At 38.3% G+C, this 17,356-nt stretch carries 17 protein-coding genes; 9 read left to right on the top strand and 8 right to left on the bottom strand.

All coding sequences use genetic code 11. From position 1 onward, the window contains the following. Positions 1-15 precede the first annotated feature (15 nt). Positions 16-642, top strand: coding sequence for a Pycsar system effector family protein (locus J8L85_RS09910; protein ID WP_247656626.1), 627 nt, complete (start codon positions 16-18; stop codon positions 640-642). 16 nt (positions 643-658) lie between these two features. Beyond that, positions 659-1,405 (top strand): DUF6090 family protein, encoded by a 747-nt coding sequence (locus tag J8L85_RS09905; RefSeq protein ID WP_211016886.1) that lies wholly within the window; start codon positions 659-661, stop codon positions 1,403-1,405. Positions 1,406-1,578: 173 nt separating this feature from the next. Here J8L85_RS09905 and J8L85_RS09900 read toward each other — a convergent pair whose 3' ends face one another. Then, entirely contained in the window at positions 1,579-2,562 is a 984-nt protein-coding gene (locus J8L85_RS09900; RefSeq protein ID WP_211016885.1) for an SDR family oxidoreductase, read from the bottom strand. Positions 2,563-2,611: 49 nt separating this feature from the next. After that, positions 2,612-2,992: a glyoxalase superfamily protein gene (locus tag J8L85_RS09895; protein WP_211016884.1), complete on the bottom strand. Its 381-nt coding sequence runs from the start codon at positions 2,990-2,992 to the stop codon at positions 2,612-2,614. A 138-nt stretch (positions 2,993-3,130) separates the two neighbouring features. Here J8L85_RS09895 and J8L85_RS09890 point away from each other — a divergent pair, with 138 nt between their 5' ends. The 4 genes from J8L85_RS09890 to J8L85_RS09875 all read left to right on the top strand — a co-directional run bounded on the left by J8L85_RS09890 (position 3,131) and on the right by J8L85_RS09875 (position 8,177). Continuing rightward, the gene (locus J8L85_RS09890; protein WP_211016883.1) at positions 3,131-5,158 is read left to right on the top strand and encodes a S9 family peptidase; all 2,028 of its coding nucleotides are present in this window, start codon (positions 3,131-3,133) and stop codon (positions 5,156-5,158) included. A gap of 4 nt (positions 5,159-5,162) precedes the next feature. After that, positions 5,163-6,002, top strand: coding sequence for an endonuclease/exonuclease/phosphatase family protein (locus J8L85_RS09885; protein WP_211016882.1), 840 nt, complete (start codon positions 5,163-5,165; stop codon positions 6,000-6,002). 159 nt (positions 6,003-6,161) lie between these two features. Further along, positions 6,162-6,770 (top strand): FMN-binding negative transcriptional regulator, encoded by a 609-nt coding sequence (locus J8L85_RS09880; protein WP_211016881.1) that lies wholly within the window; start codon positions 6,162-6,164, stop codon positions 6,768-6,770. A 9-nt stretch (positions 6,771-6,779) separates the two neighbouring features. After that, positions 6,780-8,177 (top strand): hypothetical protein, encoded by a 1,398-nt coding sequence (locus J8L85_RS09875; RefSeq protein WP_211016880.1) that lies wholly within the window; start codon positions 6,780-6,782, stop codon positions 8,175-8,177. Between the two features lie 35 nt (positions 8,178-8,212). On the opposite strand, the gene J8L85_RS09870 is transcribed toward J8L85_RS09875, so the two are convergent. Next, complete coding sequence (locus J8L85_RS09870) at positions 8,213-10,372, bottom strand: TonB-dependent receptor (protein WP_211016878.1); 2,160 nt, start codon at positions 10,370-10,372, stop codon at positions 8,213-8,215. Positions 10,373-10,579: 207 nt separating this feature from the next. Between J8L85_RS09870 and J8L85_RS09865 the strand changes: the two genes are divergently transcribed. Continuing rightward, a complete protein-coding gene (locus J8L85_RS09865) occupies positions 10,580-10,996 on the top strand; it encodes a DUF2141 domain-containing protein (protein WP_211016877.1) in 417 nt (138 codons plus the stop codon). A gap of 63 nt (positions 10,997-11,059) precedes the next feature. Here the strand turns inward: J8L85_RS09865 and J8L85_RS09860 are convergent, their stop codons facing one another. Beyond that, entirely contained in the window at positions 11,060-11,539 is a 480-nt protein-coding gene (locus J8L85_RS09860) for a Dps family protein (protein ID WP_211016876.1), read from the bottom strand. 130 nt (positions 11,540-11,669) lie between these two features. On the opposite strand from J8L85_RS09860, the gene J8L85_RS09855 reads away from it, so the two are divergent. Then, positions 11,670-12,608, top strand: a complete 939-nt coding sequence (locus tag J8L85_RS09855) for a LysR substrate-binding domain-containing protein (protein WP_211016875.1) — start codon at positions 11,670-11,672, stop codon at positions 12,606-12,608. A gap of 84 nt (positions 12,609-12,692) precedes the next feature. On the opposite strand, the gene J8L85_RS09850 is transcribed toward J8L85_RS09855, so the two are convergent. Next, positions 12,693-12,890: a hypothetical protein gene (locus J8L85_RS09850; protein WP_211016874.1), complete on the bottom strand. Its 198-nt coding sequence runs from the start codon at positions 12,888-12,890 to the stop codon at positions 12,693-12,695. Between the two features lie 188 nt (positions 12,891-13,078). On the opposite strand from J8L85_RS09850, the gene J8L85_RS09845 reads away from it, so the two are divergent. After that, positions 13,079-14,347 (top strand): D-alanyl-D-alanine carboxypeptidase, encoded by a 1,269-nt coding sequence (locus J8L85_RS09845; RefSeq protein ID WP_211016873.1) that lies wholly within the window; start codon positions 13,079-13,081, stop codon positions 14,345-14,347. A 22-nt stretch (positions 14,348-14,369) separates the two neighbouring features. On the opposite strand, the gene nudK is transcribed toward J8L85_RS09845, so the two are convergent. The 3 genes from nudK to J8L85_RS09830 all read right to left on the bottom strand — a co-directional run bounded on the left by nudK (position 14,370) and on the right by J8L85_RS09830 (position 17,343). Further along, positions 14,370-14,951 (bottom strand): GDP-mannose pyrophosphatase NudK, encoded by a 582-nt coding sequence (nudK, locus tag J8L85_RS09840; RefSeq protein ID WP_211016872.1) that lies wholly within the window; start codon positions 14,949-14,951, stop codon positions 14,370-14,372. 95 nt (positions 14,952-15,046) lie between these two features. Continuing rightward, complete coding sequence (locus tag J8L85_RS09835) at positions 15,047-15,640, bottom strand: gluconate 2-dehydrogenase subunit 3 family protein (RefSeq protein ID WP_211016870.1); 594 nt, start codon at positions 15,638-15,640, stop codon at positions 15,047-15,049. Between the two features lie 2 nt (positions 15,641-15,642). Continuing rightward, the gene (locus tag J8L85_RS09830) at positions 15,643-17,343 is read right to left on the bottom strand and encodes a GMC family oxidoreductase (RefSeq protein ID WP_211016868.1); all 1,701 of its coding nucleotides are present in this window, start codon (positions 17,341-17,343) and stop codon (positions 15,643-15,645) included. Positions 17,344-17,356 lie beyond the last annotated feature (13 nt).

Here is a 17,356-nt window from a genome sequence, read left to right as displayed (position 1 = left end):
AATAAATTAAAATCCATGACCAAACCATCGAACAATAAAAAACAAAAAACGGCTGCTAAAGAGCAAGTTCACGATTCCTTATCCGCTTTTGAGAAAGGTCTTTTAGATGAATTAAAATCTAAGGGACATTCAGAAGAATTGGTCGATCATTATTGGGGAACCATTAATTATGTATCCGGACTCATAAAGGCATCAGAACTAAAAGCGGGGCTTATACTTTCCTTTTACGGTATTATTCTAAACTTTATCTACCAAAGTGCAGCCCCTGTAATGCATTCGCTCTCCAATGCCATTTTATTCTATATACTCATGGGGCTTTGGTTTATAGCTACGGTAATGTCTATCTTTTATAGTGTACGGTGCTTTATTCCAAAATTGGAGGGAAACTATAGCGACAATGTATTTTATTTTGGAGATGTCATTACCAAGTTCGGCACCATTAAAGAGTTTTCAAAGAAGTTTTACAACGTAAGCATTAACGAGAAAGAGGTTTTTGAACAATTGGGAGAGCAAATCTATATCAATTCTAAGATCTCTGCATGGAAATTTAGAAACGTACAACGTTCGATCAGGTTTTTAGCCATAAGCCTTTTGCTGTTATTAGCAACCGCTGTGTACTATGCCGTACTAAGAATCATGTAACTATAAGCGGACACCAATGATTAATTTCTTTAGAAAAATCCGCAGAAACCTGCTCGAAGAAGGCAAAGTTTCCAAGTATATAAAATACGCCATCGGTGAAATTATTCTCGTTGTTTTTGGAATCTTAATTGCCTTACAGATTAATAACTGGAATGAGTCTCGTAAAAGCAGAGAGGTAGAATTGAATTATCTAAAGAATATTCAAGAGGATATACTATCGGATTCCTTATATTTTGAAAGGACCTGGTTTAAAAATGGTGATAAAAAAATTCAAAGTTTAAACAAGGCTAAAAATTACTACCTGAACGGTATAATACCAACCGATACCATCACATTTATAAATGATGTAGCATATGGCGGTATTTATGGCATAGGCAGGTTTACCCCTAATAATAGAACTTTTAATGAGTTATCAAGCACAGGTAACATTAGCCTAATTTCAGACCAAGACATACGTGATGAGATTGTTGCGTACTATCTTAATTTAGAATTCCTATATGAATATGGTTCAGATTCACGGAGTGATTACCCGCATTTTATGAACTCATACAAAGTATTTAACCCTAAATTTCCAGATTCAGTAAGTCCCGCCGAAATCCCCATTCTTTTAAAAATGATGCGTAAGGATAAATTTTACCAACTCACAAATTTAGAATTAACCTATGCCTATTCCATTCTAAATAGGCTTGAGTATGCTAAAAAAGACGCTGCACTCTTATATCAAAGAATAGAAAAATATTTAAATAATCATGAAATAGAATAATACCAAGATATACAAGCCACTCCCGTAGTTCTATTTTACGGTAATTGCCTAAAAACTACCTATAGAAAACAGTTTAAAAACGTTCAATCTATAGATGCCACTTTTAAAGCATATGATAGCGGTACTTCCTAAATGAAATCGGATTCAAAAACGAGACCTTAAAAAAAATATATTTATAATCCCTTATAGGCTTTCAACACATTCTCGATCTTCGCTTCCGTTTCCAAATCTATATTTTGGCGTTCCGGTTTCTCTTGTAACCATGTAATGGTTCTTTTGATTCCTTCGGAAAAAGGGATCGTTGCCTTAAATCCGGGTACAAAAGTCTTGATCTTTGTATTATCGAACAAGACGCTTTCTGCCTTGTCCGCCAACAAGGTCCCAGTAAAGGACGGCTCTACCTTACAGATAAAGTCAGAGGCTATATGCACCACCTTCGCTTCTTTCCCAAGTGCATCCGCCAAAATCTTATAAATCATATTCCAGCTAAGTACCTCATCCGAAGTAATATGAAAAGCATGGCCAATCGCGGGTTGCAAGCCTAGGAGGCCAACAAATCCCTTAGCAAAATCATCGGAATGGGTTACCGTCCATAACGATGTTCCATCGCCATGTATTATGATTTCCTTACCTTCTAAAATTCGCTTTGCGGTATTGTATTTATTAAATCCGCCTATTGCAATCGGTATTACGGTATCGTACGTTAATGAAGGGCGAACTATGGTAATGGGAAACCCTTCTTCGCGATACGCTTTTTGCAAACGGTCCTCACACTGAATTTTACCTTGCGAGTAATCCCATAAATTGTTGTGCAACGGTGTAGACTCGGTTATTACCGGATAACTTAACGGTGTCTGGTAACAAGACGCAGAACTGATAAAAATGTATTGTTTGGTCTTCCCTTTAAACAATGCGATATCTCGCTCAATATCTTCTGGTGTAAAGGCGATCCAATTAACGACTACATCCCAATCATGTTTTTTTAGTTCGGCCAACTCGTTTGGCTTATTAATATCCCCGATAATGGTTTTTGCCCCATCAATGTGAACCTTGGCCTTTCCCCTGTTCAACAAATACAGATCCATTCCTTTAGATACGGCAAGTTTGCTACTTGGCGTACTAATATTCCCCGTTCCCCCAATAAATAATACTTTCATTTTTATCTTTTTTTAATTCCTGACTTTCAATCCTCTACGATCATCTACTTTAAATATCCCTATAAAAGGTCAATCCATTTTTAAAAGGATCATAAAAGGCAAATTCTTTAGTGCCCCAGGCAGTTTCCCTTAATAGAGTGTGCGGGTTAAAGACCTCTTTTTCTCCATACTCCCGATACAGGGATTCTATGTTCTGGGTGACGATCCTCAACATAGGTCGGTCAATTTCAGCATCCCACTCTTTGGCATCATGCCATTGCAAATGTATCTCCACGGCATCTTTTATAACACCGGCATACTTGGGTTTTTTAGGGTCATCGGCAAAGGCGATCCTGAACCCCAACCGGTTTACATAAAAATCAAGCGCCTCTATTACATCCCAAACCGGAAGCACCGGATGAATTTGGTGTAGATAGCCTTTTTGATCCATTTTGTGAAAATACGAAAAGCAACAAAACACTTTGATCAAAAGCAATTAAATACTTGACCTTTTACCATCTTACGGGTTTACATATTTTATGTATAATCGTTATCTTCATAACTTCTATTTCAAACCTAATTCGACATTATGAAAATTTTTATCAAAACACTGCTTTTTCTGCTGTTTTCGGTACCTGCCACGGCACAAGTGTCATCACATCTTGAGCTTACCGATATTTTTAACATGGAGTATGTATCCGACCCTCAAATTTCACCCGACGGCAGTAAAATTATCTACGTGAGAAACTTTAAGGACATTATGACCGACAAGAATCTCTCAAATCTATGGATCGTTAACTACGACGGTTCGCAAAACAGACCATTGACTACTGGCAACCATAACGACTTTTACCCCAGATGGTCACACGATGGAAAGAAAATCATTTTTAAGTCGAACATGGCGGATAATAAAATGAAGCTTTACATAATGTGGATGGACACGAAAGAGATAGCACCTTTAACGAACACACCAAAAGCACCGGGTGCCGTAAGTTGGTCGCACGATGACCGTTATTTGGCATTTACCATGTTCGTCCCCGAAAAAAAACAGTCACTCATTAAAATGCCCAAAAAGCCCGAAGGGGCCAAATGGAACACGCCACCCACCTATATCGATAAATTAAAATATAGAGGTGATGGCCAAGGATACCTAAAATCGGGACACACCCAATTGTTTACCTTATCTATAGATGGTGGTACCCCAAGACAACTTACCTCTGAGCCTTTTAACCATGGTGCCCCTATATGGTCAAAAGACAATAAGAGCCTGTATTTTTCAGCTAATTTTAATCCTGAAGAAGCTTTTGAGCCGGCCAATAGCGAAATTTATCGTTTAGACCTTGACACAAATACCGTCACCCCCTTAACCACCCGTTTTGGCCCGGATAACAACCCCGTACTTTCACCTAATGGCAAACAGATTGCCTATACAGGAAACGACGATAAATTCTTGGGCTATCAAATGGCCGAGCTATATGTAATGAATACCGATGGCAGTAACTCTAAATTGCTTTCGGGAGACTTTGATAGAGGTATTGCCAATGTACATTGGGCCGCCGATGGCAAAGGCTTATATTTTCAGTACGATGATAAGGGCGATACCAAAATAGGGCATATTACTTTGGACGGTAAGGTAACGACCATCGCTGAAGGCTTGGGCGGCCTATCGTTGGGAAGACCCTATAACGCTGCAGACTTTTCTGTTTCTAAAAACAACAAGTTTGCCCTAACATTGGGCGGAACGGAACACCCTTCTGATTTGGCCGTAGCAGATAAAAAAGGAACAAAACGTCTCACCTTCGTCAACGATGATCTCTTTTCTCATAAAGATTTGGGCAAAGTAGAGGAAATATGGTGGGAGTCCTCTTTTGATCAACGAAAAATACAAGGCTGGATCGTAACCCCTCCTAATTTTGACCCTAACAAAAAGTATCCGTTCATCTTAGAAATACATGGTGGCCCCTTTACCAGTTATGGCTCTGTGTACAGTGCAGAAATACAGGCCTATGCCGCTGCCGGTTATGTAGTTTTATATTCCAACCCAAGGGGAAGTACCAGCTATGGTGCTGAATTTGGAAACCTGATCCACCACGACTATCCGAACCATGATTATGACGATTTAATGAGCGGAGTCGATGCCGTTATAGAAAAAGGGTATGTAGACACCAATAACCTTTTTGTTACCGGTGGTAGTGGCGGAGGAGTACTAACTGCTTGGATCATAGGTAAAACCGATAGGTTTAAAGCGGCCGTTGTGGCCAAACCGGTAATTAACTGGACCAGCTTTGTGCTGTATGCCGACAACCCTGCTTTCTTCTACAAATACTGGTTCGGCAAAAAACCATGGGAAGATCCAGAAAGCTATTTTAAGCGTTCTCCGTTAATGTATGCCGCAAACGTTACCACGCCGACAATGTTACTTACGGGAGAAAAGGATTATAGAACGCCTATCGGTGAATCTGAACAATTCTATACCGCCCTAAAATTGGAAGGTGTAGAAGCCGCAATGGTGCGTATTCCCGGTTCGGGACACGGTATTGCCAACAGACCGAGCAATCTAGTCGCAAAAATTGCCAGTGTTTTAGCTTGGTTCGATAAACATAAAGATGAGAAATAAGTTTATGAAAAGATTTAAAATTATTTTATCGTTAACGATACTCCTCGTTGTATCCAACAGTTACTGCCAAACGGTAAAAGTGTTGACCTATAACATTAAATATGACAATGTTAACGACACCGTTAACAATTGGAACGACAGAAAAGGGGATATGGTTAAGTTACTAAAATTCTATAGCCCCGATATCATAGGCATGCAAGAAGTACTGGAAAGGCAATTAGTTTATTTGGATGAAAGTTTGCCCCAATACAAAGCCATAGGTGTGGGGAGAGAAGACGGAAAGAAAAAAGGCGAATACTCCCCTATTTTATATAATGCGGACAACCTTAAGCTTTTAAAAGACAATACTTTTTGGCTATCGGAAACTCCCGATAAAGTTTCTATCGGTTGGGATGCCGCTTTAGAACGTATCTGTACCTATGGTCTCTTCGAAGAAATAAACTCCAAAAAACGTTTTTGGGTATTCAACACTCATTTTGACCATAAAGGTGTTTTGGCACGTGAAAAATCGGCCGAATTGATTGCCTTAAAAATTAAGGAGATCAATAAAGAGAACTTGCCCGTAGTGCTTATGGGCGATTTGAACCGTACTCCAGAAACAAAACCGATCCAGTTTCTTAAAAAAGAATTGACGGATGGGCAGACGGCAACAAAAAAAGCCTTTTATGGCCCTACGGGTACCTTTAGCGGTTTTGACCATAATAAAATTCTGGACGAAAGAATCGATTATATTTTTGTTCATAATTTTGAAGTAAACAGTTACCAACATATCGATGATCGCATGGAGAACAATAAACATATCTCTGATCATTTACCAGTAATGGCACATTTGACCATGCATTAGTCTTTTTCTACCAATTTGAATAAACACCTAAAAAGCCCCATACATTTTATTGTATGGGGCTTTTCTTTTTAAAGAACGCTTTTATCCGTTTATCGCTTTAAAACATATCACCAATAGAAAGATCGTATTACGAATCGATGTTTTGGTTACTTTTATACTATGTATATACCCAACCATTACAAAAACGAGGATTTATCAGAGGTAAAAGACTTTATAAAACATAACAGTTTTGGTATTCTGATAAATCAGGTAGATAATAAACCATGGGCCACCCATATACCGCTAGAATTGGATATGGACGAAAACGGCAACGATGTACTTATAAGCCATATCTCAAAAGCAAACCCACAATGGCGATCATTTGAAAATAAGAGTCAGGTACTCTGTATTTTTAATGGTCCGCATAGTTATATATCCTCTTCGTGGTACCATGAAGAAGAAGTACCTACATGGAACTATATAGCGGTACATGTATACGGTACCATACAAATTTTAGAGGAAGAGGCCGTTTTGGCGTCTATGCACAAACTGGTGGACAAATACGAGAAAGATTCCGAAAACCCCGTATCCATACACAACCTCTCTGAAAAGACCATGAAACAAATTAAGGGGGTCGTAGGGTTTCAAATTAATATCACCGATATACAGGCCACCTACAAACTATCTCAAGGGCGAGAAGAGGACCATTCACAAATAATTACCGAATTAAAACAGCGAGATTTTAATGCGAAAGCCGTTGCCGATAAGATGAAGAACAAACATAATTAAATACGTAGATTGAAAAAGAGAGCCAAAAATTTAGCACTGATATACACCTTACTTTGGGTGGTAGTATTTATGGTGCTTACCTTTCTTTTTTCTAGAAGGGAACGCAGTATCGCCGACAGTGCTTTGTTCTTTTTTGAAATGGCCTTTAATTCCAATTTTCTTATAGGTTTTCATGTCTTGTTCGTTTTGGTCTATTCCCTATTTTTAACGATCAAACATTTTATAAAAGTTTCAAAAAACAAAGGGCGTAACATTGCCATAAAACAATTTTTATACCGATGCTGTCTTCCGTTACTCATGCTATTTGTAGGCTTTAAGACCATTGTATTCATAAATGCAAGAGAATGGCACCATTATGATTGGGACACCAGTGTCATAAACAAAACCGGTTATGCAAAAGACCTTTATGAAAAAGACAAAAAACAGCGGGGTATAAGTGTTTTTGGATGGTCTAACGATAATTCAAAAGCAATAGACGACCTTGTCAAGAACAATGTTGAGTGGGTTGCGGTAATACCTTTTATTGACCAAAAAGACGAAAACAGCGATCACGTAAGAGCCCCTAACAACCTTGGTATTTATTCTCGGAGAGACTCTAACATGATAAGGGCCATCAACGACTTACACGCTAAAAACCTTCGTGTTCACCTAAAGCCCCATTTATGGTTACGAAATGGATGGCGTTCCAATATCAGCTTATCCAACAAAACCGAATGGGATACTTGGTTCAACTCGTACCGTGTTCATATGTTGCGTTACGCGAAGATGGCACAGGACACCAAAGCAGAACTATTTTGTATCGGAACAGAGTTAAAGACCTCTATTAAGAACCAACCCGAAAAATGGGAGCTGTTGATCAAGGAAATTAGGGATATTTATGATGGTAAACTTACCTATGCCGCCAATTGGCACGACGAATACGAACATATTACCTTTTGGGACCAACTAGATTATATTGGCATTCAGGCCTATTTTCCCCTAACCAAAGAAGAAAACCCCTCTTTGGAAACTATCGAAAAAGGCTGGGACAAGCATTTGAAGGCCTTAGAGAACGTACATAAAAAATATGGCAAGCCCATTCTCTTTACCGAGGTTGGTTACAAAAGTACTCTGGACGCGACCATAAAACCATGGGAATGGAGTTCTTACCTCAGTAAACTATCAGAAAAAAAATCTGATATGACACAACAATTGGCCTATGAAGCCATGTTTAAAAAGAACTGGAACAAACCATGGTTTGCAGGTATTTATATCTGGCAATGGCATACGAGAACCACTAGGGAAAGTGCAGAGACAGACCTCGATTTTTCTCCACGTTTTAAACCTGCCGAAAATGTAATTGCCAAATGGTTCGCCCAATCCTCCAATACCAATAAGCTTAACAAAATAAGTGTTACCGAAAATTAATATATCTACATATAGGCGGCTGGTACGAGCTGTATTTATAGATTGTCCAATTGGTTGCTTTTTTTATCCTGGCTGATGGTCCAGAAGAAACCGATAAAGAAAAAGGTATCTGCCGTAGGCCGTATGGCCCTACGCTCATAACGCCCAAGGTCGTTAGGGGTGTTCGCATATTGATACCCGTTAACATTGTTAAAACCTGCTGCATTGCTAATAGACAAATACAGTATTTTTTGTTGAGATACCAAATAGGCCCAATTAATGCTCAAATTATTGTAAGCCTTTGTTTTTTCGTTCATAAAAGCCGTGGTATTGGGATTATCGTACGGTCTTCCCGACCCATAATTATATGAAAAACCAATTTGCGACCGCCAATCTGCCAACCAATATTTGGTTACCAACGAAAAACTGTGTTTGGGCGCAAAAGTAGGTGTCGCCCTTTCCTCATAATTTCTATAATCTCTTTCTGTATCCAAAAAAGAATATGACATCCAATAATCAAGGTTTTTTATACTCTTATTATCCCTCCAAAAAATATCGAGACCAGAGGCATATCCACTTCCCGCATTTGAATATTCAGAATCAAATTGGGGCAATTGGGTATTAAACTTTACCAAGTTGTTATATGTTTTATGATAGGCCTCTGCCCTAAAGGTCTTATCGTTACCCAAGTATTGGTAGTTTAAAATATAGTGGGATGTCTTTTCTGCCTTAAGGTCTTGATTAAATTTCAAATACTCTGTCCATGGGTTTTGGTAATAGTCGCCGTATGCCAAAGAAAATTGCCCTTTTTCCCCACTCTTGTATGCCAGTGACACCCTAGGGGCCAAACTGATCTGGTCTAAAAGACCACTGTTCTCTACCCTTGCCCCTATTTTCATTGCAAATTTATTACTGAAGAAAATATCCGATTCTACAAAAGCTCCTAATAAATTATCTTGATAACCATATGCGTATTCTGAACCTATTTCTTCCTTGAACGTTTCATCGTAGTTATTGTAAAAATACTCCGCACCAAAATTCAATTGAAACCTATTGGAGAAATTCTTGCCTACCTTGGCCTTTACATGGGTTGCCGTTTCTTTAGAATCTACCTTATCGTTGAATATTCCAATATTATTCTTATCCATAGAGATACTCGCTCCTGAGGTAATGGTCCATTCGTTTTCCAAAAAGTACTTGTACGATGTATTTACATACAGGTTGTTGTTTTTTAACTGAAAAGGCACATATTCCTCATAGTTGATATCTTCTTGTTCAATATCTAAATTGGCATGGTTAAAACCCGAGTAAAGTTTAAACATACTCTTGTCTCCTATACTTCTAAAAACGGCCTCTCCCGAAATTGATTCGTAGGGCTTGTTCCATCGTACGTCTTGGTCGGCGGGTACCAATGATTGATACGGAGAAAGATTAATATATGAAGTATTGATACTCAAAGACTCTTTCCCCCATATTTTGGTATGGCCCACACCACCCCCAACGGACATAATGGAAATATCGGTTTTTTCTTGGTCGGGAATATCGGTGGTGTTCAATAACAGAACACTGGATAGGGCCTGGCCGTATTCGGCAGAGTAACCTCCAGTACTAAAAGTGATTCCCTTAAAAAGAAAAGGTGAAAACCTCCCTCTTGTAGGTATGTTGTTCGCCGTGGCGCTAAAGGGTTGAAACACCCTTAAGCCATCTATAAATACCTGGGTCTCCCCAGCGGCCCCTCCCCTTACGAACAATCTACCGTCTTCATTTATCGTAGATGTTCCGGGCAACGTTTGTAAGGCGGCCACAAAATCACCTGCGGCACCCGCAGTGGTTACTATATCCAATGGTTTTAATACAGAGGCCTTTGAATTATCGCCCGCTTTAAAACTGCCCGCCGTTAAAGTAACCCCGTTCAACTGGTTCATTGCTTCATGTAAGGTTATATCCAAATCCTTAAAATAAGAAAGGTCCCCTACTTGCGAATAACTCTCAAAAGAGACCATAGAAACAATTAGGTTTTGGGTACCCGTTTCTGCTGTTTCAAAAGAAAAATTGCCCTTAACATCTGTAGATGCCCCATCATAGGTACCCTCTAAATACACATTGGCACCTTCTATGGGGTTTCCCTTCGCATCTTTCACCTTTCCGGATATTATGGTCTGGCCCGTGGCAATAAAGCTGGCACATAAAAAAATTAAGGTCGTTATAGTCTTCATACGTTGGTTGTTGATATTTTATACTGCAAAACTGTCCGTAATCAACAACCTAAACCAATTGTTTTTACCGAACCGTAGATTATGCGCACTGAATTGAACGATAATTTTCAGAATACGGTTCACTCACAAAAAACAACAGTTGAGAGATCCTCTTTTTCCAAAACATTATGAATACCGGAGATTTGAAATAACAATAAAACCATACATATGAAAAGATTAGGACTTATTTTAGTATTTGCATTGGCCACCGTTGCCTTAAGGGCACAAGAGGATAAAGGAGTTACCGTGAAAGTGACCATAGAGAATATACTCTCTGACAAAGGAAACGTAATCGGCTCGTTACACACCGCGGAAACATTTATGAAAGGTCCTGGTATTATAAATACAGAAGTTGATGCCGTTAAAGGAGAGGTTACCCTTGTTTTTTCTGATGTTGAACCGGGTACTTTTGCTTTAATGTTGATGCACGACGAAAATGAAAACAATAGAATGGATTTCGAATCCAACGGAATGCCCAAAGAGAGCTTTGCTACTTCTGGCGATATGTCATTTGGACCACCAACCTTTGAAAATGCAAAATTCGAGGTTGCCGATAAAGACATAGATTTGAGATTGCGGTTCTAAAATCATCAAAGAACAAAAAAAGACCTTCCAAAGAAGGTCTTTTTTTGTTTGGAGTCGACACTGTTATATTTCTTCTGCCAACCAAGCCTTCATCATCCAAACCGTTTTTTCCTGTTCAGAGATAAAATCGCTCATCATAGAATTGGTACCCTCATCATTTGCTTCGTCCGAAGCATTTAAAATACCTCTTTCTATCAATAACAATTCTGTTAACGAATCTACGATCAATCGTATCGCATCATCATCTTTGGTAATATTTTTACCTACCGGAACAGAAGAACTGTCAATATAATCTTCAAACGTATGCAACGGTACCCCACCTAAAGTAAGAATACGCTCTGCAATTTCATCTACCTTAAGGTTTGCATCGTTATACAGCTCCTCGAACTTTACATGAAGGTCAAAAAAGCGTTTCCCCTTAATATTCCAGTGTATACCTCTTAAATTTTGGTAGTACCTCTGAAAATTGGCCAAAAGTACATTTAAATCCTTGCTTAACTCCTTGGATTTCTCGGCATCCAAACCTATACTGTTTAGTTTCATGTCTTGTTTTTATTTTTTTGGTTACACTAATATGCTTTACATAATTAAGTATAAAAGTATTGAATTAATATGACGTTTATCATAAACTTAATTGATAGGTTTAATACCTTTATAGCCCAAAATTATTAACATGACCATTACACAATTAAGATATGTATTAGCGGTGGCCGAACATCAAAACTTCACCTTGGCAGCAGAAAAAAGTTTTGTGACACAACCTACGTTAAGTATGCAGGTTCAAAAACTTGAAGATGAGCTAGATATACAAATATTTGATCGTGGAAAAAAACCCATTACCGTTACGGAAGTGGGAAAAAAAATTGTAGATCAGGCCAAAAATATTGTCAATGAGGCCAACAGGATCAAAGATATCGTAGACCAAGAAAAAGGATATATCGGAGGGGATTTTACCTTGGGCATCATACCTACGATCATGCCTACCCTTTTACCCATGTTCTTAAAGACCTTTATTAAAAAATACCCCAAGGTAAACCTTATAATAAAAGAGCAAAATACCGAGCGACTTATAGAAAACCTTGAAGATGGCCATTTGGATGCCGCCATAGCCGCTACCCCTTTAGAAGTCGATTTTTTAAAAGAACGACCTCTTTATTACGAACCTTTTGTTGGCTATGTTCCTAAAAATCATCGTTTGAGCCCTGCTGCAAAACTGGAAACCGACGATTTGGACACTTCCGACATACTTTTGCTTCAAGATGGGCATTGCTTTAGAGATGGTGTCTTAAACCTCTGCAAGTCTTCTAAAAAATTTGGGGAAGACAATTTTCAATTGCAAAGTGGTAGTTTTGAAACCTTGATAAATTTATCTGACGAAGGATTGGGAATGACTTTATTGCCCTTCTTAAATACATTGGAGCTGGAAGACAAGAGAAAACAAAACTTAAAATATTTTGTAGACCCTTCACCGGCTAGGGAAGTTAGTCTCATATACCACAAAAAAGAATTGAAAATACAAATAACAGAGGCTCTTAGAGAAGTTATATCTAGTGTGGTAAGGGGCGCCATTGCTTTTCAAGATGTAAAAATAATAAGCCCTCTGAGCAAATAAATTCATATTGCTCCATTACTAGATCCTGTATACAAACGAAAAATTACCTGAAAAATAAAAGCCACTTAAAAAGTGGCTTTTATTTTATTCTTTTATATAGATTAAACTTTTTTGTAGCTCTGGTTTGTCTACTACAAATGTCTCTAACCAGACTTTTAATTCCTCTACCTCATCGGGCAGTAATCTTACAAGTGCTTTTTTAAGTTCCTTGTAAAATAATTTAGCATCAAAACTAACCTTCTTAAGTACAGTTTTACTATACTCTAACATTGTTCTAGCCATGTAGCGCGTTTTTAATTAGTTGTTCTGTAAATTTAAACCGAAAAGACCTAATAATATTGTAGGTAAAAAGTTAAAATCAATGTAAATATGTTAAACTTGTTTACATCATAAAAAACTGATTATCATTGATTTAAAAATACAAAAATTTTATAATATTCTGATTAAAAACAATATAGATCAATTGTTAAATGAAAAATAACCTGTTACTCTTTATTATCGCATGCGTTACAATTAGCTGTGCCGGGCTAAAAAATAAAAACGCCAAGGCAATTGACCGTTCATTGGAATCCGCTTTTTTTAAAAATCAATTTACGGGATTGGTCGTAATAGACCCTGTTTCAAAAGATACCCTGTACGATCATAACAGCGACAACTACTTTATACCCGCTAGCAACACCAAAATATTTACCCTATATACCGCTCTCAAGACACTACCAAAAAAAATACCGGCACTAAAGTATATCGAACATAACGACACTCTATTCTTTGAAGGTACGGGCGACCCCTCTTTTCTGCATCATTACCTGAAAGACAGCACAGCTTTTAAGTTTTTGAAGAGTAAAAACAACCTCGCTCTTTACCCTGGTAATTTTCAAGACACCCCAATGGGCCCTGGATGGTCTTGGGACGACTATGAGTGGTACTATGCGGCCGAGCGTAACGGTTTTCCGGTTTATGGAAATGTTGTCATGCTCTACGAGAATCCCCAACATACCATATCTCCAAATTATTTTGAGGATAGCGTCATAAATATGACCAACCTTAACAACAGGGAAATACATCGGAATCGCTTTTATTTTGATAGCAATAGAAAAGATACGTTGGAAGTACCTTTTATAACCAAGACTTCTACCACCAAGGCCATTTTAGAACATACCCTCCAACAACCTATTAGCCTTATACCAAAAATGCCAGAAGGCGATAAAAAAATGCTCTACGGAATACATGCCGATTCTCTGTATACAAGATTAATGCACGAAAGCGATAATTTTATCGCAGAGCAATTATTAATACTGTCCTCCGGTATGTTAACGGATACCCTTAACAGTAAAAATGCCAGAAACTATATACTAAAAAATGACCTTAAAGGGCTACCACAAGAACCTCGATGGGTAGACGGATCAGGACTTTCAAGGTATAATTTATTTACTCCGCAATCTATGGTCTATGTATTGGACCAACTTTATAAAGAAGTTTCTACCGATAGGCTTTTTAATATTTTTCCTGCCATTGACACATCTAAACCCTTTACAAACTGGCACGGTAAAACGGGCAGCCCATATTTGTTCGCAAAATCCGGTAGCATGGGTAATATTTATTGTCTAAGCGGTTATCTAAAAACCGAATCGGGAAAGATTCTGATTTTTAGCTTTATGAACAATAATTTCAGAAATTCTTCCGCTGACCTAAAAAATAGAATGCGCAACGTTTTTGAACAGCTAAGAACAGGGTATTAAGAATATAAAGGCCTATTGCTATTTACAATAGGCCTTTAATTTGGGCATATTGTAAAAGTATTACGGTCTTCGCATCACAGATTTCACCTGTTTTTACTTTTTGTAATGCTTCTTGGAAAGTAATTTCCATTACTTCTATATTCTCTGTTTCATGTTCGGCACCACCACCTTCCCCTACTTTCATTTGATCTTCATAGGCCCCAACGAACAAATATAATATCTCGGTGACCGAACCCGGAGACATGTATGTTTCAAAAACACGTTGTACGTTTTCAATTTTATACCCGGTCTCCTCCTCAATTTCCTTTTTAATACAATCTTCGGGCGCATCACCGTCCAGTAGGCCTGCACAGACCTCTATCATCATCCCATCATCATTACCGTTCACATAAGTGGGCATCCGAAATTGTTTGGTCAACACCACGGTTCCTTTTTTCGAATTATACAGTAATATTGCAGCACCGTTACCTCGGTCGTAGGCCTCTCTACTTTGCTTTTCCCAAGTACCATCATCCTTTTGATATTCAAAGGTAAACTTGTTTAAGGTGTACCAATTATCGGATAATATTTCTTTTTTTATATTTCTTATTTTATTATTGGGCATATGTAATGTTTAAAGATTGTCTTTAAATAATAAAACCGAATCCACACATCGTTGTTTGAATTCGGCAAAATTATAATTTAAAATTTGTTCAAGTCCTATAAACTCCAACGATTTCCTACTTCCGATAATGGTTTACAAGGTTCGAATACTCCAGGTATAGGATCATAGCTCAACACATTCTTACCTACTTCTTCAGAAGTAAAATAAGCCCATATGGCCATGGATTTCAGAGACCTATAAAAGCCTATAGGTTCCTGTTCACCTACATGGGTTCCCCAAACTCCCGGGTTATACTTACCTGAACTCGCCTCCGCTTCTTTTAAAATTTCAATTCTATCGGACTCCTTCAAATCAATAAAAATATCACCTTTTTTATCTTTACACCCAGCATTAAACTCGGTGATATCACTTCTCATTTTCTTTTGTTCTTCTTCATCATAGGACTTAGCGATAACCTTATCTATAAAAATATCCGCTTTTACGTCCAGGCCACCGGGAGTATCGGTCTTGGGCAAGATCATATCTATTAACAGAGCCACCGTTTTGGCCTCTATATCTGTAAAAAACAAAGGCTTCCAATCCAACCTTGATTCGTTCTTACAAGATTGTAACAAAGAAAACATGGATGGCATTGTTATAGTGGCTCCAGCAATTAATCCTGCTTTTTTTAACGCTTTTCGTCTATCCATGATTAAATATTAAATTTTTTCAATTCCGAAACCGCATAATCGGCAGCTCTGGCCGTTAGGGCCATATAAGTCAATGATGGATTTACGCATGAAGAAGAAGTCATGCAAGCACCATCTGTTACAAAAACATTTTTTACCGCATGTATTTGATTGAATTTGTTCAATACCGAGGTTTTAGGGTCACGCCCCATTCTTGCCGTCCCCATTTCATGTACTCCGTATCCGGGCGGATGTTCTTTATCAAATCCCATAACATCCTTTAAGCCTGCTTTTGTCAACATTTCTACCGCATCCTCTTGAATTTGTTTGTTCAAAGCCTTTTCGTTTTCCTTGAACTCTGCATCGATTGTCAATGTGGGTTGACCCCATTTATCCAGAACATCCCTATTAAGGGTAATTTTATTTTCATGATAAGGTAGGCATTCTGCAAAACCGGTCAGAAAAAATTCCCATGGACCTGGTTTTAAAATACTGTCCTTAAATTCTGCCCCAAACGATTCTATATTGGCTGCATTGCCTCCACGATAACCAGCACCCTGAAAGCCAAAACCGCGTACAAATTTATCCGACTTACTATTTTCATCTATGTTCACATATCTTGGAATATAGATTCCGTTGGGCCTTCTTCCCTTATAATATTTATCCTCAAAACCTTCTACTTTTCCCATGGCCCCTACCCTATATGTATGGTCCATTAAATTGTGGCCAAGCTCACCACTATCATTCCCCAATCCGTTTTCAAAACGGTTAGAGGTAGATTTCATTAGGATATGGGCCGTGCTTAATGCCGAAGCATTTACAAAAATAACCCTAGCAGAATATTCCAATACCTCACTGGTTTCAGCGTCTATGATCCGCACTCCCGTAGCCTTTCCTCTTTTATCATCATAAATAACTTCTTGTGCAATGGAATAAGGCCTAATGGTTAAATTTCCCGTTGCATTAGCTGCTGGTAATGTAACCGCATTACTACTAAAATAGGCACCAAAGGGGCAGCCCCTACTACACCTATTCCTGTATTGGCATTGCCCCCTTCCATTCATGGGCTTTGTAAGATGGGCAACCCTTCCGATAGTCATATTTCTACCGGCAAAATTCTTTTCTATTCTTTCCTTTACATATTTCTCTACGCAATTCAATTCCATAGGCGGCAGAAAATGGCTATCTGGTAATTGAGGTAAACCAAGAGCTTCTCCACTAATACCTGCAAACTTTTCTACATACGTATACCAAGGCTCAATATCTTTGTATCGTATAGGCCAGTCAACACCATGTCCGTCTTTGGCATTGGCCTCAAAATCAATATCGCTCCATCTGTAGGTCTGTTTACCCCACAAAAGTGATTTACCCCCCATTTGGTGTCCTCTTAACCATAAAAAAGGTTTTTTTTCGGTATATGGATTAGCTTCATCATCGGCCCAAAAGTGTTCGGTATCTTTACCTACCCACCCCGAGCGTATATTTTTATAATGTTTCTTTTTTTCTTCGGGTGTTAGTCCACCCCTAAGTTCCATATCCCACGGATCCAAATTCATTGTAGGATAATCTACCACATGTTCTACTATAGGCCCACGCTCAAGAACAAGAGTTTTCAAACCTTTTTCACACAGCTCTTTTGCAGCCCATCCTCCACTTATTCCTGAACCTATGACAATAGCATCATAGGTCCTATTCCTTTTTGCATCTATATTAAAGTTGGCCATAAATATTAAAAGT

The organism is Maribacter sp. MMG018 (genome assembly GCF_018100785.1).
GTDB lineage: Bacteria > Bacteroidota > Bacteroidia > Flavobacteriales > Flavobacteriaceae > Maribacter.
The sequence above is the reverse complement of the archived record's forward strand: the minus strand, read 5'-3'. Positions and strand labels throughout refer to the sequence as shown.

Coding starts and splice junctions, on each gene's coding strand:
- J8L85_RS09910 (WP_247656626.1), top strand. CDS start 16: ATGACCAAACCATCGAACAATAAAAAACAAAAAACGGCTGCTAAAGAG.
- J8L85_RS09905 (WP_211016886.1), top strand. CDS start 659: ATGATTAATTTCTTTAGAAAAATCCGCAGAAACCTGCTCGAAGAAGGC.
- J8L85_RS09900 (WP_211016885.1), bottom strand. CDS start 2,562: ATGAAAGTATTATTTATTGGGGGAACGGGGAATATTAGTACGCCAAGT.
- J8L85_RS09895 (WP_211016884.1), bottom strand. CDS start 2,992: ATGGATCAAAAAGGCTATCTACACCAAATTCATCCGGTGCTTCCGGTT.
- J8L85_RS09890 (WP_211016883.1), top strand. CDS start 3,131: ATGAAAATTTTTATCAAAACACTGCTTTTTCTGCTGTTTTCGGTACCT.
- J8L85_RS09885 (WP_211016882.1), top strand. CDS start 5,163: ATGAAAAGATTTAAAATTATTTTATCGTTAACGATACTCCTCGTTGTA.
- J8L85_RS09880 (WP_211016881.1), top strand. CDS start 6,162: ATGTATATACCCAACCATTACAAAAACGAGGATTTATCAGAGGTAAAA.
- J8L85_RS09870 (WP_211016878.1), bottom strand. CDS start 10,372: ATGAAGACTATAACGACCTTAATTTTTTTATGTGCCAGCTTTATTGCC.
- J8L85_RS09865 (WP_211016877.1), top strand. CDS start 10,580: ATGAAAAGATTAGGACTTATTTTAGTATTTGCATTGGCCACCGTTGCC.
- J8L85_RS09860 (WP_211016876.1), bottom strand. CDS start 11,539: ATGAAACTAAACAGTATAGGTTTGGATGCCGAGAAATCCAAGGAGTTA.
- J8L85_RS09855 (WP_211016875.1), top strand. CDS start 11,670: ATGACCATTACACAATTAAGATATGTATTAGCGGTGGCCGAACATCAA.
- J8L85_RS09850 (WP_211016874.1), bottom strand. CDS start 12,890: ATGGCTAGAACAATGTTAGAGTATAGTAAAACTGTACTTAAGAAGGTT.
- J8L85_RS09845 (WP_211016873.1), top strand. CDS start 13,079: ATGAAAAATAACCTGTTACTCTTTATTATCGCATGCGTTACAATTAGC.
- nudK (WP_211016872.1), bottom strand. CDS start 14,951: ATGCCCAATAATAAAATAAGAAATATAAAAAAAGAAATATTATCCGAT.
- J8L85_RS09835 (WP_211016870.1), bottom strand. CDS start 15,640: ATGGATAGACGAAAAGCGTTAAAAAAAGCAGGATTAATTGCTGGAGCC.
- J8L85_RS09830 (WP_211016868.1), bottom strand. CDS start 17,343: ATGGCCAACTTTAATATAGATGCAAAAAGGAATAGGACCTATGATGCT.